Here is a 20,313-nt window from a genome sequence, read left to right on the forward strand (position 1 = left end):
GGCCCGGCCGGTCAGCGGGTGCGTTCGGCGCGGCGCAGCAGCCCGGCGGCGAGCAGCCCACCGGCCAGGACCGCCACCGCCCCGGCGGTCTGCCCGGTGACCAGCGCCGATGAGAAGGCGTCGGTGACCCGACCGCGTTCGGTATCGCCTGCGGCGGCCAGCGCGGCCGGGTACGACCCGGCGCCGGCCACCGCGACCGGCGCGAGCGCGGCGAACCGGGCGTTGAGCACCGCGCCGAGTACGGCGATGCCGAGGCTGCCGCCCACCTCGGCCATGGTGCCGTCGATCCCGGCGCCGACGCCGGCCTTGGCCGGGGGGATGGAACTCATCACCGCCTCCACGATGGCCGGGTTGGCCAGCGCGCAACCGAAGCCCATCACCAGCAACCCGGTCAGCAGCACGGCGTAGCCGTCGGTGCGGACGTGGGTGACCAGGGTGAGGCCGGCGGAGAGCAGCACCATGCCCAGCGCGATGGCCCCGGGCACCCCGAGCCGGCGGATCAGGCGGGTGGCGACCCCGCCGAGGTTGAGCAGCACGATGGACAGTGCGAACGGCACCATCCGTAGCCCCGCCTCCCAGGCCGGGTAGCCGCGGACGAACTGGAGGTCCTGGGTGAGCAGGAACAGCGCGCCGGTGGACCCGAAGGTGATCAGGACGACGCCGGTGACCGCGCCGACGAACCGCCGGTCGGTGAAGAAGTGCATGTCCAGCATGGGAGCGGCGATCCGCCGTTCCCACCAGACGAACGCGGCCAGCAGCAGCACGCCGACACCGGCCGCGCCGAGCACCGGCGGTGCGGTCCAGCCGCGCTCGGGGCCGTCGATGATGGCCCAGACCACGCCGGTGAGGCCGGCGGTGGACAGCAGCACCCCGCCGATGTCGGGCCGGCCGCCGACCGGGTCGCGGGATTCCGGCACCAACGCCAGGCCGGCCACCAGGCAGACCAGCACGATGGGCACGTTGACCAGGAAGATCGCCCCCCAGGGCAGGTGGGCGAGGATGATCCCGCCGATCGGCGGGCCGGCGGCGTAGCCGAGAGCGCTGGTGGCCGCCCAGATGCCGATCGCCCGGGAGCGTTCGGCCCCGTCGAAGACCTGCATGGCGACGGCGAGGGTGGCGGTGACCAGCAGCGCCCCGCCGACCCCCATGCCGGCGCGGGCGGCGATCAGCTGGTCACCGGAGCGGGCCAGCCCGGCGGCCAGCGAGCCGACGCCGAACAGCACCAGGCCGGCGACGAGCATCCGGCGGCGGCCGTAGCGGTCGGCGGCGCTGCCCGCGGTGAGCAGCAGCCCGCACTGCACCAGCGCGTACGCGTTGATCATCCACTGGATGTCGGTGGTGCTGGCGTCCAGTTCGGTGGTGAGCACCGGCACCGCCACGGTGAGCACGGTGTTGTCCAGCACCACGGTCAGCTGGGCGAGGCAGAGCACCGCCAGGATCAGCCAGCGCGACCGCAGCGGCGTCGCCGGGCCGGGGGGCGCGGCGGGCAGCGCGGTGGTCATCGGGGCGGGGCGTAGCGGGCGAGCGGATTGGTCAGGGTGCCGGCGAACTGGAGCGCCGCCGACGGGTCGGCGAGGTCGACCATCTGCTGGTTGTTGCGCAGTTGCAGCCGGTTGAGGCAGGACAGGGTGAACTCCGGGGCGAACAGGTCGTGCCGGCGCAGCCGGTCGGCCAGGTGCGGCACCCGGGCGGCGTAGTCGCTCGCGCAGTCGGCGACGGTACGCCAGAAGTCGTCCTCGTCGAGCACCCCGGCCCCGGCCAGCACGGCGTTGAGGTGGCGGAAGAAGCAGTCGAAGACGTCGGTGAAGATGGTCAGCAGCTGCTCGTCGTCGGGGATGGCGGCGCGGACCCGGCGCACCAGCGGTGGCAGGTCGGCGTCGGGGTCCATCACCACGATCTCCTCGGCGATGTCCTTGAAGATGACCCGCTCCACCACGCCGTCGTGCAGCACCAGGATGACGTTCTCGCCGTGCGGCATGAAGGCCAGCCGGTGCGCGTAGAAGCTGTGCAGCAGCGGCACCAGGTAGGCGTCGAGGTAGCGGCGCAGCCACTGCCGTGCGGGCAGGCCGGACTCGGTGATCAGGGCGGCGGCCAGCGACCGTCCCTCGCGGTCGGTGTGCAGCAGGGCGGCCATGGTGGACAGTCGCCGGCCGGGGGCCAGGCCGGGCACCGGGCTCTCCCGCCACAGTGCCGCCAGCATCTTGCGGTACGGCGAGTAGCGGTCGGTGGCCGCCTCGTACTGCGGGTGGCGGTAGCCGACGGCGGCCCGCTCGCGCAGGATGGTCAGCCCGGTTCCGGCGAGCACCGGGTCGCCGGTGACCAGGTCGAGAAGCCAGTCGTTGATCGCCGGGGTGGCCTCCATGTAGGCCGCCGACAGGCCGCGCAGGAAGCCCATGTTCAGCACGGACAGCGCGGTCTTGACGTAGTGCCGGCGCGGCTCGGTGACGTTGAAGAAGGTCCGGATGGACTGCTGCGGCAGGTACTCGTCGGGGGCCTCGCCGAGGCAGACCAGGCGTCGGCGGGCGACCTCACCGGCGAAGGTGACGGCGAGGCGGTTCCACCACTGCCACGGGTGCACCGGGATGAGCAGGTAGTCGTCGGGGTCGACGCCGGCGTCGGTCAGGGTGGCGGTGAACCGGGCCAGGGTGTCCGGGCCGAGTTCGGTGTGCAGCAGGGTGGCGTAGTCGAGGTCGGCGGCGCTGCTGAAGGTGGCGTGGTCGCGGTGCGCGGCGACCCAGACCAGCCGCACCGGCCGGCCGGCCTCCGGGGCGTACGCGTGGTATTCGCCGATACCGAAGCCGATCCGGCCGTTGTTGGCCACGAAGCACGGGTGGCCCTCGGTCATCCCGGTCTCGATGGCCTGGAAGTCGGCGCGGGCCAGTTCGTCGGCGTCCACCGCCGGCCGGGTCAGCTTGAACGCCGTGCCGGCCAGAGTGGAGGTGATCTCCTCCAGGTAGACGGGGAGCACTTGGTCGCTGAGGCCGAGCGCGCCGCGTAGTTCGAGGCAGAGGTCGACGGCGTCGAGCGGCAGGTCCTCGTCGCCGCGTCGCCGGGTGATGCTCTCCGGGTCGATCTGCCAGTGGTCGAGGGTGAACCGGCGGGCGGTGAAGCGGTACTCGACCGTGCCGTCGTCGGTACGGACGGCCCACCGGTCGTCCCCGGTGGCGGCGGGCTCGATCAGGCGTTCGTGGGCGAATTCGGCAAGCGCCTTGGCGACGAGCAGCCGGTTGGCCTGGGCCCAGGTGGCCGGGGTCAGGTGGGCCACGGATGCGGCGGGGTTCACGCGGGCACGTCTCCTCGGGTGGCGGCCAGGAACTGGTCGCGGGTGCAGACGCTGAGCAGGGCGTCCTTCTCCGGTTTGCGGATCGGTCCGACGACGGTGAAGCCGACGGCGGCGTTGAGGGCGTGCACGGCGGTGTTGCGCACGTCGGGTTCGACGACCACCCGTCGGGTGGCCGGGTCGGCGAACAGCCAGTCCAGCACGGTGGTGATGACGGCCCGGGTGAAGCCGTGCACCGGCCGGTCGGTGGGGGCGCAGAGGAAGTGCATGCCCACGTCGCCGTCAACCGGCGGGTAGAGGCCGACCAGTTCGACCCGGGCCGGGTCGTAGCGTTCGGCCAGGAACGTCGGTTCCCCGCGCCAGCAGCCGAGGTACGCGTCGTGGTGCGGGTGGTCGGCGATCGCCCGGTACTCCCGGGCGACCCGGTCGACGTCGGCGTCCTGCATCAGCCAGAACGCCGACTTCGGGTGGGTGACCCAACGGTGCAGCAGCCCGGCGTCGCCCTCCGGGTCGAGGGTGCGCAGGGTGAACTCGCCGAGGGCCGGGTCGTACCGGCGGTGCACGACGGTGGTCACCGGGTGCCGCCGGCCGGGACGCCGAACTCCTGGAAGGCGATCCGCTGCTCGATCGGGTAGTGCTCGCGTCCGGTCAGCTCCCGGATGATCCAGGAGTTGCGGTACGGGCCCATGCCCAGGTCGGGTGAGGTGATGCTGTGGGTGTGGGTGCCGGCGTTCTGCAGGAACACCTCCCGGCCGGTGTGGTCGATGCTGTAGTTGCGGGCCACGTCGAAGCGGCCGTGGGCGTCGAAGCGCAGCCGGTCGCGGATCGGGTCGAGGAACTGCGGCACCCGGTAGTGGTAGCCGGTGGCCAGCACCAGCCCCTCGGTGTCGAGGGTGAGGTCCCGTTCCTGTTCGATCTGGCGCAGCCCGAGGGTGTAGCGGCCGGTGGCCCCGTCGTAGCGGACGCTGGTGAGTTCGGTGTTGGTCAGCAGCCGGGTCGGCACCGGCCCGTGCACCCGGTGGGCGTAGAGCAGGTCGAAGATGTCGTTGATCAGGTCGGCGTTGATCCCCTTGAACAGGCTCTTCTGGGTGCCCTCCAGCCGGTAACGGGTCACCTCGGGCAGGGCGTGGAAGTAGTCCACGTAGTCCGGCGAGGTCATCTCCAGGGTGAGCTTGGTGTATTCGAGGGGGAAGAAGCGCGGCGACCGGGTGACCCAGTTGAGCTGGTAGCCGCAGGTGCCGAGGTCGGTGAGCAGGTCGTGGTAGATCTCGGCGGCGCTCTGGCCGCTGCCGACGACGGTGATGCTGCGTTTGGCCCGCAGCGCCGCCCGGTGCTCCCGGTAGCGGGAGTTGTGGATGACGTCGCCGCCGAGGTCCCGGCAGGCGTCCGGGACGTACGGCGGGGTGCCGGTGCCCAGCACCAGGTGCCGGGCCCGGTGGGTGACCGGTTCGCCGTTCACCACGGCGTGCACCACGTACCGCTCGTCGGCGGGGTCGTACTCGACCGAGGTGACCCGGTGGCCGAAGCGCACCGAGGACAGCTTCGCAGCCGCCCAGCGGCAGTACTCGTTGTACTCGTGGCGCAGCGGGAAGAAGCTCTCCCGGATGTAGAACGGGTAGAGCCGGCCGACCTCCTTGAGGTGGTTCAGGAAGGAGTACGGCGAGGTCGGGTCGGCCAGGGTGACCAGGTCGGCGATGAACGGCGTCTGCAACCGGGTGGCGTCCAGCAGCATGCCGGGGTGCCAGTCGAACTCGTCGCGGGCTTCGAGGAACAGGCCGTCGAGGTCGTCGAGCGGCGCGGTCAGGCAGGCCAGCCCGAGGTTGTACGGGCCCAGCCCGACGGCGATGAAGTCGTGGGTCGACACAGGGGTTTTCTCCAGGGCGGGGTGGTCAGCCGACGGGGCTGGGCAGCTAGGCGGTGGCGCGGGTGCGGGCGTACCAGCCGGCGTGTTCGGCGATCAGGTCGCACACGTGGGCGATGTCGTCCAGGGTGGTCTCGGGGTTGAGCAGGGTGAGTTTGAGGTGGTGGGCACCGTCGACCTTGGTGCCGGCGACCAGCGCCGCGCCGGAGGCGGCCAGCGCCTCCCGGGCGTACAGGTTGGCGTCGTCGACGACGTCGCGGCCGGCACCGGGGGGCAGGTAGCGGAACACCACCGTGCTCAACTGTGAGCGGGTGACCACCTCGAAGCGGGGGTCGTCGGCGAGCAGCCGCCAGGCGGCGGCGGCAAGGTCGACCACCTCGTCGAAGAGGCTGCCGATGGCGTCGGGGCCCATGATGCGCAGGGTGAGCCAGAGCTTGAGGGCGTCGAACCGGCGGGTGGTCTGCAGGCTCTTGTCGACCTGGTTGGGGATGCGCCGCTCGACCATCCGGGCCGGGTTGAGGTAGTCGGCGTGCCAGGTGGCGTGGCGCAGTACCCGCCGGTCTCGGACGACCAGGGCGCTGGAGCTGACCGGCTGGAAGAACGACTTGTGGTAGTCGACGGTGACCGAGTCGGCCCGTTCGATGCCGGTCAGCAGGTGCCGCCGGGTGGGCGAGACCAGCAGACCGCAGCCGTACGCGGCGTCGACGTGCAGCCAGACCCCGGCGGCGGTGCAGATCTCGGCGATCCGGTCCAGCGGGTCGATGGTGCCGAAGTCGGTGGTGCCGGCGGTGGCGACCACGGCGAGCACGGTCTGGCCGTCGCGGCGGCACCGGTCGAGGGTCTCGGCCAGTTCGTCGGTACGCATCCGCCGGCCGGCGTCGGTGGCGATGGTGAGCACCGCGTCGGCGGCGAGGCCGAGCAGCTTGGCGGCCTTCTGGACGCTGAAGTGCCCGGCGGTGGAGGTGATGATCCGTAGCCGGGACAGCACCTCGGGCCGGCTGGGCCGGTCAGGGCCGCCGCCGACGATCCGGGCGTACGCCTCCTCCCGGGCCAGCAGCAGCGCCTGGAGGTTGGACTGGGTGCCGCCGCTGGTGAAGATGCCGTCGGCGGCCGGGCCGAAGCCGATCCGCCCGGCGGTCCAGTCGACCAGCCGGCGTTCGATCAGGGTGCCGCCGGCGCTCTGGTCCCAGGTGTCCAGGGAGGAGTTGACCGCGCTGAGCACCGCCTCGCCGAGCAGGGCGGGGATGACGACCGGGCAGTTGAGGTGGGCCAGGTAGCGGGGGTGGTGGAAGTAGACCGCGTCGCGCAGGTAGACGTCGTGCAGTTCGTCGAGGGCGGCGGTGGTGTCGCCGAGCGGTCGGTCCAGGTCGATGCCGGCGACTCGGGGGGCCAGCTCGTCGGGGGTGATGCCGGTGCCCGGCCGGTCGACGCCGGCCACCCGGGCCGCGACCCGGTCGATGCCCTCGGTGACGGCCCGGCGGTAGTCCTCGACGGTGCCGGCGGTGAACAGGTGGGCGCGGGGTGGGGTGGGACGCGTCCCGGTCACGGGGGCCTCGATTGTGGATCCGGGCAGGCTCATGAGCAGTCCTCGACGGTCGGTGACGGGGGCGCGGGCGGGACGGGGGCGGGTCAGGTCGTCCCGGCAGCCCAGTTGATCTCGCCTAGTTAGGTTATCCTAACCTAAATGCTTGTCAATGCTGACACCCCGCCCCCCGAGCACCGGTTCAGCCGACCGGGGTGACGTCCGGAACCGCCGGCTCGGCCGGCCGGATCGTGCCGGCCCGGAACCGGCGCTGGTGGCCCAACCCGACCAGGACGCCGACGGCGACCAGCACCACCGAGGCGAGCGCCACGGCGGGATACCCGACCCGACCGGCGGCGGCCAACCCGACCGAGGCCGCCAGGAACGAACAGATCAGCCCGAACGACGACAGCACGGTGAAGTCGGTGCCCCCGGTGCCCGGCCGGGAATAGTCCATGTTGACCACGTAGAGCACGACGTTGGCCACCGTGTAGGCGGCCATGAAGCAGCACAGCGCGGCCACCGTCGGCCCCAGCGGCGCCCGCCCGTTCAGCAACGGCAGCAGCATGACGGTGGAGACCCCGAGGGCCGCTCCCCCGACGACGAGCAGCCGTGCCCGGCCGAACCGGTCCACCCCGACCCCGGCGAGCAGCCCGGCGACGATCGCCGGGGCGCTGATCACCACACCGGTGACCACGCCGATGCGGGAAAGCGACCAGCCCGCGTCGACCAGCGCCGGGGTGACCAGGGCGTAGGCCGCCCCGGCTCCGGTGTAGACCAGCGGCACCACGCCGAAGGTCCACCAGCGGCAGCCGGGCTGCCCGAACACCGACAGCAGCGCCCGGTACGCCTGTCCGGCGCCGGCCACCCGGGCCACCCGGTCCGGTTCCCGCAGCCGCCACACCACCAGCAGGCCGACGGCGGTCAACGCGGCCAGCAGACCGATCGCCGGCAGCCAGCCGAACCGGTCGTAGACCAGCACGCACGCGCCGCCGCCGAGCAGGTTGCCCAGGTAGCTCGCGGCGACCTGGATGCCGTTGCCGGCGCCCCGGGTCCCCTCCGACAGCACCCGGACGGCGACCGCGTCGACGGCGATGTCCTGGGTGGCGGAGAGGAAGACGTAGGCGGCGCAGATCGCCACCACCGGGCCGAGCTGCCGGGTCGGGTCGGCGAACGGCAGCAGCGCCAGCAGGGTCAGCACCAGACCGGCCTGCAACGGCAGCAGCCAGGACCGGTAGTGCCCGAGCCGGCGTGAGCCGTACCTGTCGATCAGCGGGGCCCAGAGGAACTTCAGCGGCCAGACCAGGCCGACGAACTGGAGCAGGGCCAGGGTGTCCAGCGAGGTGCCGCCGTCACGCAGGATGGCGGTCAACCCGACGGTGATGAACCCGATGCCGAGGTACTGCGTGACGTAGAGCGTGGTGAGCGTGCCGAGGCGTCCGGTCACCGCGCGCTCCAGTAACCCAGCGCGGTGAGCTGCTGCTTGCCCACGCCGAGGGTGCGCCGCACGTGCCGGGCGAGCGCCCGGGTGCTGCCCGCCTCGCAGGCCAGCCAGTAGTGGGCGTCCGGGGTGGCCGGCAGTTCCGCCCGGACGGTGTCGACGAGCTGCTGCCCGTCCTGCCCACGCGGCACCCAGGTGACCCGGTGCTGGTCCCCGGCGCGCGGGGTGAGCGCCTGCTCACCGGGGTGGGCGTACTCCAGCCAGACCGTGGCGGGGATGCCGACGGCGGCGTCGAGCAGGCTGTTCACCGCCGGCAGCGAGGCGGCGTCACCGACCAGGTAGAGGTGCGCGGGGGCCGGGTCGGGCAAAGCGAAGGCGCTGCCCTGGAGGGTGGCCACGATGGTGTCACCGACCTGCGCGCCGGCCGCCCAGCGGGCCGCACAGCCGTCGTGCAGGGCGAACTCGAGGCTGAACCGGCCGGCTGCCGGGTCCGGGTCGACCAGGGTGTACGCCCGCTGGTGCGGGCGGCCGGCGTCGTCGAACCAGAGCCGGATCCACATGGTGGGGTGCACCTTGGCCGCCGCCAGCAGGCCGCCGTCGTCCATCAGCAGCCGCTGGTAGTGCTCGCCGACCGGCTCGGTGCCGCGCACGGTCAGCCGGAAGTCCCGGCCGCCCATGGCCTTGAGCACCAGGGCCTCCCAGTTCCGTTTCACACGTCCTCCAGGTAAGGTCCGCCTAAGTTAGGCGAGGGTAACTTACCTGGGGAGTCCTGTGGAGAGTGGGACCGGCACCGAACCGGACGGTCGTCCGGCCACCGGCGTGCACCGCGACCGGTGGGGCGTACCGCACCTGTGGGCCGACACCGTCGACGAGCTGGCCCGATGGCAGGGCCGGATCACCGCCACCGACCGGGGCTGGCAGCTGGAGGTCGAACGGTGGCGGGCCGAGGGCCGGCTCGCCGCCCACGTCGGCCCCGGCGAGCTCGGCTGGGACCGGTTCGCCCGGCGGGCCCGTCTCGACGACACCGCCCGACGCTGTTTCGAGCAGCTCACCCCGGCCACCCGGCGCTGGGTCGCCGCGTACGCCGACGGGGTCAACGACGCGTTGCCGGCCGGCGCGGCGGCAGCCCCGGAGTTCGCCGCCACCGGCAGCACGCCCGGCCGGTGGCGACCCTGGTCGCCGCTGGGCGTGTTCCTGGTCCAGCACATCCTGTTCGGCACCTTCCCGCAGAAGCTGTGGCACGCCCACGTCGCCGCCACCCTCGGCCCGCACGCCCGCGACCTGTTCGCCGTCGAGGGGCCCGGCGGCTCCGGCAGCAACGCCTGGGCGTTGCCCGCCGACCCGGTGACCGGCCGCGCGCCGGTCATCGCCGGTGACCCGCACCGGCTGCTCGAACTGCCCGGCATCTACCAGCAGATCCGGCTCGCCTGCCCCGAGTTCGACGTGGTCGGGCTGGCCTTCCCCGGCGTGCCGGGGCTGCCGCACTTCGGGCACGCCGGTGACGTCGCCTGGGCGGTCACCAACGCGATGGCCGACTACCAGGACCTCTACCGCGAACAGCTGCGCCGCGACGGCGACCGGGTGCTGGTCCGCGACGCCGACGGCTGGGTGCCGGCCCACCGGCACATCGAGCGGATCGAGGTACGCGGCGGCGCGACCGAGACCGTCGAGGTGATCGAGACCCCGCGCGGGCCGGTGATCGACCACGACCGGCACACCGGCGAGGCGCTCAGCCTGCGCACCCCGACCCGGGTGACCGGGAACCTCGGCTTCGAGGCGCTGCTGCCGCTGCTGCGGGCCCGCACCGCCGACGACGTCGCCGACGCGCTGCGCGGCTGGGTCGAACCGGTCAACAGCGTGCTCGTCGCCGACCGGCACGGCACGGTGCACCAGCTCGTCGCCGGACTGGTGCCCGAACGCGACGACAGGTGCCGGCGGGAACCGGTGCCCGGCTGGGACCCCCGCTACCGGTGGCGCGGCGACTACGCCACGCCCAAGCCCGTCGAGGTCGGCGAGCCGGTGGTCTGCGCCAACGACAGGCGCGACGACACCGCCGCGCTCGGTGTCGACTTCGCCCCGCCGCACCGGGCCCGCCGCATCCGTGCCCTGCTCGCCGACGGCGTCGCCGCCCCCGACGTCCACATGGACACCCGGCGTGGGTCGACGGTCCTGCGGGACCTGCTCGCCCGGCTCGACCCGGCACCGCTGAGCGCGCCGGCCCGACAACTACGTGACCGGCTGACCGGATGGGATGGTCGGATGGCCGCCGACAGCGTCGACGCCGGGGCGTTCGCCGCCTGGCGGGCCGCGCTGGTCCACCGGCTGGCCGCGCACCCCGCGCTGGGGCCGCTGCACTCCCCCGGCGGCTTCGACCCCCTCTTCGCGCCATGGACCGACCCGCTGGCCCGCATCGGGCACGCCGTGGAGGGGGTGGTCGCCGGACTGCCGCGCCTCGGCGGCGAGGTCGAACCCCTCGCCGTCGCCGCCCTGGAGGACGTCGCCGCCGACGAGCCGGCCGGGACCTGGGGACGGCGGCACCTGCTGCACCCGCTGCACCTCGGGGTGTCCGACGCGGTCACCGAACGGGTCGCCGCGATGCGGGCGGCCACCGTGCTCGGCGGTGACACCGACTGCGTGCTGGCCACCTCCAGCGTCCCCGGGGTCTCCGACGCGTGCTGGCGCGGGCCGGTCGCCCGCTACGTGTGGGACCTCACCGACCGGGCGGCGAGCCGCTGGATCGTCCCCTTCGGCGTCTCCGGCCGCCCCGACGACCCGCACTTCGCCGACCAGTTGCCGCTGTGGGCCACCGGTGGGCTGATCCCCGTCGGCACCGACTGGCACACCCTGACCGCACCCCGAGACGAGGACCCCGTGACCTACCAGGAGCAGATCCCCGGCTTCGGTGAGCTGACCCTCACCGTGGTCGACCCGGCCGCCCACGCCACGCTGCTGCACGGCTGGGTGACCGAGCCCCGCGCGACGTTCTGGGGCATGGGGTCGTACACCGTCGAGGAGGTACGCGAGGTCTACACGTTCATCGACGGCCTGAGCACCCACCACGCATACGTGGTCGGGTTGGACGGCACGCCGGTGGGTCTGTTCCAGACCTACCAGCCGGAGGCCGACCCGGTCGGGGAACGCTACCGGGTACGCCCCGGCGACATCGGCATGCACCTGCTGCTCGCCCCGGGCCGACGGCCCCCGCGCGGGCTCACCGACGCGGTCGGCCCGGCGCTGGCCCGGTTCCTGTTCCGCGACCCTACCCGGCTGCGGATCGTGGTCGAGCCCGACGTGCGCAACCGGTTCGCGCTGCGCCGGCTGGAACGCGAGGGGTTCACCTTCGCCGACGAGATCGACATGCCCGACAAGCGCGCGCAGTTGGCGTTCCTCACCCGGGAGCGGTTCGAGGCGGACCACCCCGTCCCGGCCTGAACCCACCAACGGCCCGTACGGCGGGGCGGACCCGGCCGGTGCGGTGCCCGGGCACCTGGGCGGTGCCCGACGGCCCCGGTGGACCGCACGGGCGGGCCCGGCCCCGGCGTGGTGCGGCGAACAGGCTGTGCCGGCGCGGTGGTCAGCTGCGGGGCCCGGGAAGAGGCCGCCGCTGGCGTCGAGGACCTGCCCGGTGACCCAGCGTGCGGCGTCGGAGGCGAGGAACGCGACCACGTCGGCGACGTCACCGGGAGCGCCCAGCCGGTCGAGGGCCGTCATCGAGGTGATCAGGTCAGCCACGCCCGGTGTGGCGAAGGCCGGTCCGTTGGTCGCGGTCCGGGTGGCGCCCTACCGGTGTGCGCCGAAGACCGCCAGTGGGCGTCGTTCTCCCCACCACCTCACATGGTCCGCTGTTCGTACCATCGGCATGGTGAGAGACACATCATGGATCACGATGTTTGCCGCAGCACTGTTCCTTGTCGCCCTCGCACTGTCCGCCCTTTTTCTGCGGCGGCGGATCACGATGGGACGCAAGGGCCGGCCGGACGACACCGACGTGATGCGCACGGCTCGCCACGCCATTCACGAAAGCGCAGGCGACCGGCGTCGTCGGGAACGCGGAAGTCTGCGCGGCAAGGGGTACGGCGGGAACAACGCTCGGGCCTACGATGCCGGCTTCACGAGCGACACCGGCGGCATGCCCTAGCCTGCCGTGGTGACCGGTCCGGTACTGCGGTGCGAGGCGGGCTGCGTCTCGGCAGCAGATCCGGACAGACCGCCCTCGCATCGTTTCCGGTGAGGTGACGGGCCCTCGTGGGCTCGCATCGGACCAGGAACGTGCACGTGACCAGGTCACTCCGTTGACAGAAAGGCAGCCCCCATGACGGTCCTCACCCGGAACCTGGATGAGGTAGGACTCTGCAGTCACTGCGACAACGCACAACGGGGGGAGGCGGTCCCCACAGCTGCGCTCGCAATCTCCACCCGCCTGACGCCCTACACCGCGCTGCCGCGAAGGCTGCCATGGTTCGCGGGAGCACGCTGGCGCGAACGTCTCGCCAACGTGCTGATCTTCGCCTCGGTACCAACGGCACTGTTCTGGGCCTGGTACCTCGCTGACGGCAACAACCATATTCCACCGCAGTACGACCTCCTGTTCTTCACAGTTCCGTTGTCCGCGCTCTTCACGCTCATCGGACCAATTGCCTTTCAGCAGGGTGAGTTCGTCTACGAACGCCTTCTTCGCACAATCTCACAGGAGGGCACCGAAGGCGGATGGAACATTGCGGAGATCCAGCAGAGAGTCGACCAACTGGATCGGTTCTATTATCGGATCACGATCCCGCTGTCCGGCGTAGCGACCGCGGCCACTGGATACGTCTTCTACCAGATCCGGGACATCGCACCGATCAAAGGCACCGCTGCCACACTTGGCGCACTCGTCGTCCTCGCCTTCACGGGCCTCACGACCGGAACGGGCCTGTGGGGCGCCGCCAAAGTCGCCCTCATCGTCAACACGATCACCAAGACCGCAGATCCGAAGTGGTCACCGTTCCGCGAGTCACAAGGCATCCATGAGCTGTTCAGATTCGCCTGGTCCACCGGGGTGCTTTTCAGCCTCAGCAACATCACCGTCCCCGCACTCCTGGTGGTCATGCCCCGCCTCCCCCAATCCGCGAAGGTCATTTCCATTAGCTTCATCGCTCTCACCTTCGTGGGCGGGATGCTGCTGTTCACCCTCACCTCACGATGGCTGTTCGCCTTGACCAGCAGGGAGCATGACCAGGAACTGGAACGACTCGCTCCCACGCTCGAGCGGTTCGCCGATCAGATCCCGGCGGTTTTCAGCATGTCGACCAGCGAAGTCATCAGGCTGCGCCATGGGCTCGAGGCAACGCTGCTGCTCCGCCAGCAGATCGAACAGACCACTCCTGCCCCGATCTCCCACCGGACCGTGCTCGCAGCCACCACGACGCTGGTGATACCGGTCATGCTTACCCTGCTCCAGACCATCGCCTCGAAACTCTGAGGAACGTCCACCGTGACAGGTTGAACGCCGTGATCGAGCACACAGGACAGTTCGGTACCGACGTATCTGTCGACCCCCTCGACGCGACAGGCTCTGTAGTCAGCAGTCACCGTGGCCACACCGACGAGGTCCGCCACGGTCACGTAATCCGGTCGCCTGCGGGCCGGCGGGCGGGGGACGATGTGGCGATGTCCGGCACACCCGAGGGGTTCACCTACCGCCTACGCAAGAACGGGGACGTGGAACTGCTGCACCACGGCCGCCTCGCCACCGTGCTGCGGGGCGTCGCCGCAGCACGGTTCCTGACCGACGTGGACAGCGACGACCCGCAGGAGCTGATGGCCCGCCTCACCGGCAACTACCGGCACGGCAACGAACGGACCGCCAAACGGCACCCCCGCAACCGGAACCGCTGACCCTGCGCACACCCGTCCCGGACCGGGACCGTCAGCCGTCGACGATCTGCTCGCGGAGGATGTCGGCGTGCCCGCAGTGCTGGGCGAGTTCGCGGAGCACGTGCAGATACACCCACCGCAGCGGGACCGGTCCCATCCGGTGCCCGGACAGGACATCGTCCAGGCCCAGCGTCGCGGTCGCCCGGCGGGACGCCGCGCAGGCCGCCCGGTACGTGTGCCGCACGCTGGCGATCGTGTCGCCGTCGTCGAGCACGAACGACTCCTCCGACGCGACGGGGATGCCCAGCTCGGCGCGCGACCGGCCGGTGACGGCCTCGTCGAACCAGACCCGTTCCACGAAGGTCGCGTGTTTCACCAGGCCCAGCAGCGTGGTCCGGGAGGCCACCAGCGAGCGGCGGGCCTGTTCCTCGGTCAGCCCCTCCAGGCAGCCGTCGAGCGCGGCGCGATGCTCGTCGAGGAACGTCTCGAACTGCGCAGGCAGCGGCTGGGCGACGACGGCTTCGGCGAAGGTCGGCGGAAAGGCGGGCATGCGGGACAGCATCCCAGACTCGCCGGCCGTCGACTGCCCGGGAATCCTCCTGACATAGTGTCGGTCGGACCCGCCCGGGCACGTGGTGGCCGAAGGACCGTCGGAAGGAGGGCCGGGAGATGACCAGGTGTCCGGTCCGCTCCGGCGACGGGACGACGGGCCAACTCACGGGCGGCGTAGACCGATGCCGGTGACGGACCCCGCCGACGGGAAGGTCGACTTCCGGCGGACCCTGGACGCCTACCGGGCGCACAAGGGCCGGTTCCGGCTGGTCGACGTGCCCGACATGCAGTACCTGATGATCGACGGCCGGGGCGACCCCAACAGCGCACCGGCCTTCACCGGGGCGGTCGAGGCGCTCTATCCGGTGGCCTACCGGGTGAAGTTCGCCAGCAGGCGGGAGCTCGGGCGGGACTACGTGGTCCCGCCGCTGGAGGGCCTGTGGTGGGCCGAGGACATGACGTCCTTCACCAGCGCGCGGGACACGTCGCGGTGGCGTTGGACGCTGATGCTCATGGTCCCCGACTGGATCGCGCCGGGCATGGTCACCGCCGCCGTCGCGCTGGCCGGGGCGAAGCGGCCACCCGGTCGGCTCGACGACGTCCGGCTGGAGCGGCTGGCCGAGGGACGGTGCGTGCAGACCCTGCACGTCGGTTCCTTCGACGACGAGACCGCCGTGCTGGCCCGCCTGCATCACGAGTTCGTCCCCACCCACGGACTGCGACTGACCGGCACCCATCACGAGATCTACCTGAGCGACTTCCGTAGGGTCGCGCCCGACCGCAGGCGCACCATCCTGCGGCAACCGGTCGCCGCCGACACCCGGGCCGTCGGGGAGCGTCGCGGAGCGACCGCCGACGGCAGCGGCCAGCCGACGCGGTAGCGCAGACCCCTGGGGTGCGCCCACGGTCCGCGACCCGACGCGAACCACGGAAAGTGACGGGATCCGATATCACTTTCCGTGCTGGCTGCGCACACCGTTGGGGAGCGCGTGCGCGAGGCCGGCCGCCGGGGGTGGCGTCCGGACCCCGGAGAGTGACGGAACGGCCGGTCGGTGCCGCCGGTCGGACCGGACCGCGGGACGGTACGGCGGGAGGCCGTGGAAGTGTCGTACCCGTGGGCCATGATCTTGTGGTCACGGCGACGCCGGCCCGGCCGGCGCACGCCATCAACCATGGTCGACGCCGGGTTTCCGGCGGGTGGGAGGACGAGCGGTGACGGACGCTGACGAGGCCGCGTGGCGGCGGCGGAGCGTGGTGGCGGTGGTGCCGCCGGCCCGGCCCCGCAAGCTGGCCAAGGTGCCCTTCGTCGAGCTGGCCGACGGGCGGTTACAGGGAGTGGTGTCCAGCGGTTCCGACATCGAGCGGGTCTACGTCTCGTCGGTGACCGCCGGTGACCACGCCTACCACTGCAGCACCAACAACAACCGGCCCTGCGGCGGACTGCGCGGCGCGCCCTGCAAGCACCTGGAGGCCCTCGCCGACGAGGCCGTCCTCCAGTACGGCGTCGACCGGGTCGCCCGCTACCTGCGGGTGGACGCCGGCGACGGTACGCAGACCGGGGTCGAGCTGCTGTCCCGGCTGGACGCCCGGCACGAGCCGACCTCCGCCGCCGTGGTGTTCAGCCGGTTCCTGCGCCACCTGGCCTACCTCGAACTCCCGGCCAGCGCCACGGCACTGCCCGAGCTGCACTGGTTCCCGTCGACCGGGGCAGGTCGCTGATGCTCGGCACGCAGCTGGCGCAGCTGCACGGCGACGCCCCCACCGGGCTGGCCGACGCCGACGACGTGGTCGCCGGATTCGACGAGGCCCTGCTGCGGGGCTTCGCCCGGGTCGGTGAGGCGGACACCCTCGCGCTGACCGCACTGGCCGGCGCGGTCGCGGGCACGCCGCTTCGTGAGCGGGTGGCCGAGGCGGTGGGCAAGGTGACCGCCGGGTCCGGCGGTCAGGAGCACCTGGCCGCCCTGGCCGGAGCCCGTACGGCGCTGCTGGGCGCGAACCACGACGCCCTGACCGCCCGGTTCGACACCGCCCTCGGGCGGGAACGCACGGCGTGGACGGCACCCGCCGGTGGGCCCGCCGACGGCTCCCCCGCCCGCGCCGCCGCCCGGTCCTGGCTGCACGAGACGGCGCTGGCCGGATGGCGGGGCATCGACCACGAACTGCTCTCCGCCGTCGGCACACCGGTCGAGGCGGCGCTTGCCGAGCCGCAGTCGCGCCGGCTGGCGGTGCTGCTCGACGGGCTCGCCGCCGAGCTGCGGGCCGGGTTGCCGGTGGCCACCATGGCGCAGCCGCCGGTACGCCGCTGGGCGGACCTGTGGTCCCGTGGCGTGCTGCTGGCCCAGGACGGGCCGGTCCCCGACCCGACAACCGGCACCACCCTGGTCAGCGGTCGCCTGCTGCCGCTCGGGGTCGACATCCACGAGCACGAGACCGCCGTCCAGGTGCAGCTGCACGCGATCCTCGAACCGGCCGACGCCGGCACGCCCCGGCTGGTCCGGGTCACGGTGGGCGCGGCCAAGGTCGCCACGATCGGTGGGCCGGCGGTGTGGCGGCTGCTGTCGGCGTACCCCGTGCTGCTCACCGCGATCGCGCAGCGGCGGGCGCTGACCGTGACCGACCTGCCCGCGTACGGCGGCGACCTGCACTGGGTCGACGAGCAGGCGCAGGCCGGCGAGCCCGCCGACCCGTTCGCCACCGCCCGGGTGCTGCTCGGCACGGCGACGGCGGCGGCCACCCCGCCGCTGGACCGGCACCCGGCGGCGATCGCCGAGCCGGTGCTGCTGGAGGGTTACACCGTGCACGACGCCGGGGCGACCGTCGACCTCGGCGGGCAGCGCCTCGCGGTCGCCCTGGACCGGCTGCCTGCCGGTGGGCCGCTCACCCCGGCGCTGGTCGCCGCCTCGTCGTCCTGCCTGGGCCTGGCCCGTTTCGACGGCGGCCGGTGGCTGGTGCAGCCACTGGCGGTGCAGGCCACCGTCAAGCGCCGACCGGTCGAGGCGCACAACGGCGACTGGGCCGACGGGGTGACCGACCCGAAGGTGGCGAAGGCCGAGGCCAGGGCGGGCGACGCCGTGGCCGTGCTGCGCGAACGCGCGGGACGGTTGCTGCGCCGATGAGCGAGCCGATCCCGCCGACCGATGCCGTGACACCGGGCGACGCCGTGACACCGGGCGACCTCGCCGCCGCCAACCGCCGGCAGGTGCTCTACTGGCGGCTGCTGGGGCGGCTCTTCGACCCCGACGAGCAGCCCACGCTGGAGTCGGCGAGCGTGGCCGTGGTCGACGACCTCGGCCTGCCCGCCGCCCTGCTGGACCCGACCGTGTCGGTGGACACGGTGGTGCAGCGCTTCCCCGCGCTCGCCGACGAACTGCGGGGCCTGCTCGCCCCCGACCCGGCCGGCGACCGACCCGCCGAACCGGCCGGCTCCATCGACGATCGGCCGGGCGACGACACCGCCACCGACGCCGTGGTCCCGCAGGTCCCGGCGACGGAGGCGACCACCGACGGCGCAGGCGCGCCGGGCGGGGGTGACCCTGCCGACGGCGGGGGCCACCGGCCCGGTGAGGCCGAGGTACGCCGGGCCGCGCTGGTGTCGAAGCTGCTGCTCAACGTCTTCGGCACCGGGTCCGGGCCGGTCAGCGCCGGCCAGTTGGCCCGGTGGCAGGCCGACGCCGGCTGGTTCGAGCAGGCGCTCGGCTGCCCTCCGGGCGAGCTGCGTCGGCAGGCCGGCGGGTTGGGCGCCACCCTCACCGGCCTGGAGGGCGACCTGGTCCGCCGGATGCACCTGCGGGAGGTGCTCGCCGATCCGAAGCTGGCCGCCCAGCTCACCCCCAGCATGTCGCTGATCGAGCAGCTGCTGCGGGACAAGTCCAACCTGTCCGGGGTGGCGCTGGCCAACGCGAAGTCGCTGATCCGGCGGTACGTCGACGAGGTCGCCGAGGTGCTGCGGACCCAGGTCGAGCAGACCACCGTCGGCACGATCGACCGGTCGGTGCCGCCGAAGCGGGTCTACCGCAACCTCGACCTCGACCGCACCATCTGGCAGAACCTCACCAACTGGAGCCCGGAGGACGAGCGCCTCTACGTCGACCGGCTCTACTACCGGCAGACTGCCCGCAAGACCACCCCGTCCCGGTTGATCGTGGTGGTGGACCAGTCCGGGTCGATGGTCGACTCGATGGTGAACTGCACCATCCTGGCCTCGATCTTCGCCGGGCTGCCCAAGGTGGACGTGCACCTGATCGCGTACGACACCCGGGCGTTGGACCTGACCCCGTGGGTGCACGACCCGTTCGAGGTGCTGCTGCGCACCAAGCTCGGTGGCGGCAACGACGGGCCGGTGGCGATGGCGATGGCCCGCCCCAAGATCGTCGAGCCGCGCAACACGGTCATGGTGTGGATCTCGGACTTCTACGAGTTCGACCGATCCCAGCCGTTGTTCGACGGCATCGAGGCGGTGCACCGCTCCGGGGTGCGGTTCATCCCGGTCGGCTCGGTCAGCAGCTCCGGCCAGCAGAGCGTCAACCCCTGGTTCCGGCAGCGCCTCAAGGACCTGGGCACCCCGGTGCTCTCCGGTCACATCCGCAAACTCGTCTTCGAGCTCAAGAGCTTCCTCACCTAGGAGAATCACCCCTCATGTCCGAGATGTTGCGTGCCCCCGCCGAGGTCAAGTACGCCGACGAACTCGACTACCTGGAGTCGGTCGACACCGGCCCCAAGCCGTTCTCGTGGCGGTTGAGCCCGCGCATGGTGCGGCTGTTCGTCCTCGGCTCGGAACGGGCCGACGGGCTGGATCGGGAGATCCCGCAGAAGTGGTTCGGTGACCGCAGTTTCGTCGAACGCAGCATCGTGACCCTGGCGTCGGACCGGGGTCTGCTGCTCATCGGCGACCCCGGCACCGGCAAGAGCTGGCTGGCCGAGCTGCTGTCCGCCGCGATCTGCCGCAACTCGACGCTGGTGGTGCAGGGCACCGCCGGCACCACCGAGGACCACATCAAGTACTCGTGGAACGTCTCGATGGTCATCGCCAAGGGCCAGTCCCGCGAGTCGATGATTCCGTCGCCGATCATGACGGCGATGGAGCAGGGCGTGGTGGGCCGCTTCGAGGAGCTGACCCGTTCCACCAGCGACGTGCAGGACGCGCTGATCTCCATCCTGTCGGAGAAGTACGTCTCCATCCCCGAGCTGAACGACGACAACATCGTCTTCGCCCAGCCCGGTTTCTCGATCATCGCCACCGCGAACAGCCGCGACCGGGGCGTCAACGACCTGTCCTCGGCGTTGAAGCGCCGGTTCAACTTCGTCCGCATCCCGGTGGTCACCAACAAGCGCAGCGAGGCGGAGATCGTCCGGTTCCGCACCGAGGAACTGCTGCGCCGGCACCGCATCGAACTGGACGTGCCGCCCACCCTGCTGGACATCCTGTTGCAGAGCTTCGCCGACCTGCGGGCCGCCGCCGCGTCGGCGACCAGCGACGACGAGAAGCTGGAGTCGGCGCTGTCCACCGCCGAGCAGATCGGGGTGCTGGAGGACGCCATCCTGCACAGCCAGTTCTTCGGCGACCGGGCCCTGCGGGTGGAGACGCTGGCCTCCTCGCTGGTGGGGTCGCTGGCCCGACGCAGCCCGGAGGACCTGGCGATCCTCAACAAGTACCTGCACGGCGTGGTGGAGCCCCGGGCCAAGAAGAACGGCGAGGGCTGGGCCGGCTTCCTCGACGGCGGTCGCCAGGCGATCGCTTCGCTGTCGTGACCACCGCCGACACCGGCACCGCCGCGCCGCCCGGCGTCGCCGGGGCCGCAGCC

At 72.2% G+C, this 20,313-nt stretch carries 17 protein-coding genes and 2 pseudogenes; 10 read left to right on the forward strand and 9 right to left on the reverse strand.

Going from position 1 to position 20,313, the window contains the following annotated elements; genetic code table 11:
* Nucleotides 1–11: 11 nt before the first annotated feature.
* The 7 genes from ACN267_RS09325 to ACN267_RS09355 form a co-directional block, all read right to left on the reverse strand.
* Nucleotides 12–1,502 carry an MFS transporter gene (locus ACN267_RS09325; protein WP_204959913.1) on the reverse strand — a complete coding sequence of 497 codons (1,491 nt, stop codon included), beginning with the start codon at nt 1,500–1,502 and terminating at the stop codon, nt 12–14.
* The gene (locus ACN267_RS09330; protein WP_421488433.1) at nt 1,499–3,283 is read right to left on the reverse strand and encodes an IucA/IucC family protein; all 1,785 of its coding nucleotides are present in this window, start codon (nt 3,281–3,283) and stop codon (nt 1,499–1,501) included. The genes ACN267_RS09325 and ACN267_RS09330 overlap by 4 nt, the downstream gene beginning before the upstream one ends.
* The gene (locus ACN267_RS09335) at nt 3,280–3,855 is read right to left on the reverse strand and encodes a GNAT family N-acetyltransferase (protein WP_421488434.1); all 576 of its coding nucleotides are present in this window, start codon (nt 3,853–3,855) and stop codon (nt 3,280–3,282) included. Before ACN267_RS09335 ends, ACN267_RS09330 begins: the two co-directional genes overlap by 4 nt.
* On the reverse strand, nt 3,852–5,144 hold the full coding sequence (locus ACN267_RS09340; RefSeq protein WP_204959920.1) for a lysine N(6)-hydroxylase/L-ornithine N(5)-oxygenase family protein: 1,293 nt from the start codon (nt 5,142–5,144) through the stop codon (nt 3,852–3,854). Before ACN267_RS09340 ends, ACN267_RS09335 begins: the two co-directional genes overlap by 4 nt.
* Before the next feature lie 46 nt (nt 5,145–5,190).
* Entirely contained in the window at nt 5,191–6,720 is a 1,530-nt protein-coding gene (locus ACN267_RS09345; RefSeq protein WP_421488435.1) for a pyridoxal phosphate-dependent decarboxylase family protein, read from the reverse strand.
* 145 nt (nt 6,721–6,865) lie between these two features.
* A complete protein-coding gene (locus ACN267_RS09350) occupies nt 6,866–8,110 on the reverse strand; it encodes an MFS transporter (RefSeq protein WP_421488436.1) in 1,245 nt (414 codons plus the stop codon).
* On the reverse strand, nt 8,107–8,817 hold the full coding sequence (locus ACN267_RS09355; protein ID WP_421488437.1) for a siderophore-interacting protein: 711 nt from the start codon (nt 8,815–8,817) through the stop codon (nt 8,107–8,109). Before ACN267_RS09355 ends, ACN267_RS09350 begins: the two co-directional genes overlap by 4 nt.
* 106 nt (nt 8,818–8,923) lie before the next feature.
* Here ACN267_RS09355 and ACN267_RS09360 point away from each other — a divergent pair.
* Both ACN267_RS09360 and ACN267_RS09365 read left to right on the forward strand, forming a co-directional pair.
* A pseudogene (locus tag ACN267_RS09360) lies at nt 8,924–10,942 on the forward strand (penicillin acylase family protein); the annotation flags it as partial.
* Between the two features lie 33 nt (nt 10,943–10,975).
* Complete coding sequence (locus ACN267_RS09365; protein ID WP_421490402.1) at nt 10,976–11,536, forward strand: GNAT family N-acetyltransferase; 561 nt, start codon at nt 10,976–10,978, stop codon at nt 11,534–11,536.
* A 174-nt stretch (nt 11,537–11,710) separates the two neighbouring features.
* Here the strand turns inward: ACN267_RS09365 and ACN267_RS09370 are convergent.
* Nucleotides 11,711–11,866: pseudogene (locus ACN267_RS09370) on the reverse strand (SDR family oxidoreductase); the annotation flags it as partial.
* A 100-nt stretch (nt 11,867–11,966) separates the two neighbouring features.
* Here ACN267_RS09370 and ACN267_RS09375 point away from each other — a divergent pair.
* The 3 genes from ACN267_RS09375 to ACN267_RS09385 all read left to right on the forward strand — a co-directional run bounded on the left by ACN267_RS09375 (nt 11,967) and on the right by ACN267_RS09385 (nt 13,981).
* Entirely contained in the window at nt 11,967–12,242 is a 276-nt protein-coding gene (locus ACN267_RS09375) for a hypothetical protein (RefSeq protein WP_421488438.1), read from the forward strand.
* Nucleotides 12,243–12,416: 174 nt separating this feature from the next.
* Complete coding sequence (locus ACN267_RS09380; protein WP_421488439.1) at nt 12,417–13,565, forward strand: hypothetical protein; 1,149 nt, start codon at nt 12,417–12,419, stop codon at nt 13,563–13,565.
* Nucleotides 13,566–13,753: 188 nt separating this feature from the next.
* Nucleotides 13,754–13,981, forward strand: coding sequence for a hypothetical protein (locus ACN267_RS09385; RefSeq protein WP_204959929.1), 228 nt, complete (start codon nt 13,754–13,756; stop codon nt 13,979–13,981).
* A gap of 31 nt (nt 13,982–14,012) precedes the next feature.
* On the opposite strand, the gene ACN267_RS09390 is transcribed toward ACN267_RS09385, so the two are convergent.
* On the reverse strand, nt 14,013–14,510 hold the full coding sequence (locus ACN267_RS09390) for a DinB family protein (RefSeq protein WP_204959931.1): 498 nt from the start codon (nt 14,508–14,510) through the stop codon (nt 14,013–14,015).
* Between the two features lie 190 nt (nt 14,511–14,700).
* On the opposite strand from ACN267_RS09390, the gene ACN267_RS09395 reads away from it, so the two are divergent.
* The 5 genes from ACN267_RS09395 to ACN267_RS09415 all read left to right on the forward strand — a co-directional run bounded on the left by ACN267_RS09395 (nt 14,701) and on the right by ACN267_RS09415 (nt 20,260).
* The gene (locus ACN267_RS09395; RefSeq protein ID WP_421488440.1) at nt 14,701–15,393 is read left to right on the forward strand and encodes a GyrI-like domain-containing protein; all 693 of its coding nucleotides are present in this window, start codon (nt 14,701–14,703) and stop codon (nt 15,391–15,393) included.
* A 370-nt stretch (nt 15,394–15,763) separates the two neighbouring features.
* A complete protein-coding gene (locus ACN267_RS09400; RefSeq protein WP_204960329.1) occupies nt 15,764–16,231 on the forward strand; it encodes a hypothetical protein in 468 nt (155 codons plus the stop codon).
* Nucleotides 16,231–17,628: a hypothetical protein gene (locus ACN267_RS09405; RefSeq protein ID WP_421488441.1), complete on the forward strand. Its 1,398-nt coding sequence runs from the start codon at nt 16,231–16,233 to the stop codon at nt 17,626–17,628. Before ACN267_RS09400 ends, ACN267_RS09405 begins: the two co-directional genes overlap by 1 nt.
* Nucleotides 17,625–19,133 carry a VWA domain-containing protein gene (locus tag ACN267_RS09410; RefSeq protein ID WP_281897759.1) on the forward strand — a complete coding sequence of 503 codons (1,509 nt, stop codon included), beginning with the start codon at nt 17,625–17,627 and terminating at the stop codon, nt 19,131–19,133. Before ACN267_RS09405 ends, ACN267_RS09410 begins: the two co-directional genes overlap by 4 nt.
* A gap of 14 nt (nt 19,134–19,147) precedes the next feature.
* On the forward strand, nt 19,148–20,260 hold the full coding sequence (locus ACN267_RS09415) for an ATP-binding protein (protein ID WP_204959939.1): 1,113 nt from the start codon (nt 19,148–19,150) through the stop codon (nt 20,258–20,260).
* Nucleotides 20,261–20,313: the final 53 nt, after the last annotated feature.

Source organism: Micromonospora sp. WMMD734 (assembly GCF_049178975.1).
Lineage (GTDB): Bacteria > Actinomycetota > Actinomycetes > Mycobacteriales > Micromonosporaceae > Micromonospora > Micromonospora wenchangensis.

Excerpts from the sequence above, each read along its gene's own strand:
- ACN267_RS09410 (WP_281897759.1), top strand. The coding sequence starts at position 17,625 with ATGAGCGAGCCGATCCCGCCGACCGATGCCGTGACACCGGGCGACGCC.
- ACN267_RS09380 (WP_421488439.1), top strand. The coding sequence starts at position 12,417 with ATGACGGTCCTCACCCGGAACCTGGATGAGGTAGGACTCTGCAGTCAC.
- ACN267_RS09405 (WP_421488441.1), top strand. The coding sequence starts at position 16,231 with ATGCTCGGCACGCAGCTGGCGCAGCTGCACGGCGACGCCCCCACCGGG.
- ACN267_RS09390 (WP_204959931.1), bottom strand. The coding sequence starts at position 14,510 with ATGCCCGCCTTTCCGCCGACCTTCGCCGAAGCCGTCGTCGCCCAGCCG.
- ACN267_RS09415 (WP_204959939.1), top strand. The coding sequence starts at position 19,148 with ATGTCCGAGATGTTGCGTGCCCCCGCCGAGGTCAAGTACGCCGACGAA.
- ACN267_RS09325 (WP_204959913.1), bottom strand. The coding sequence starts at position 1,502 with ATGACCACCGCGCTGCCCGCCGCGCCCCCCGGCCCGGCGACGCCGCTG.
- ACN267_RS09345 (WP_421488435.1), bottom strand. The coding sequence starts at position 6,720 with ATGAGCCTGCCCGGATCCACAATCGAGGCCCCCGTGACCGGGACGCGT.
- ACN267_RS09385 (WP_204959929.1), top strand. The coding sequence starts at position 13,754 with ATGTCCGGCACACCCGAGGGGTTCACCTACCGCCTACGCAAGAACGGG.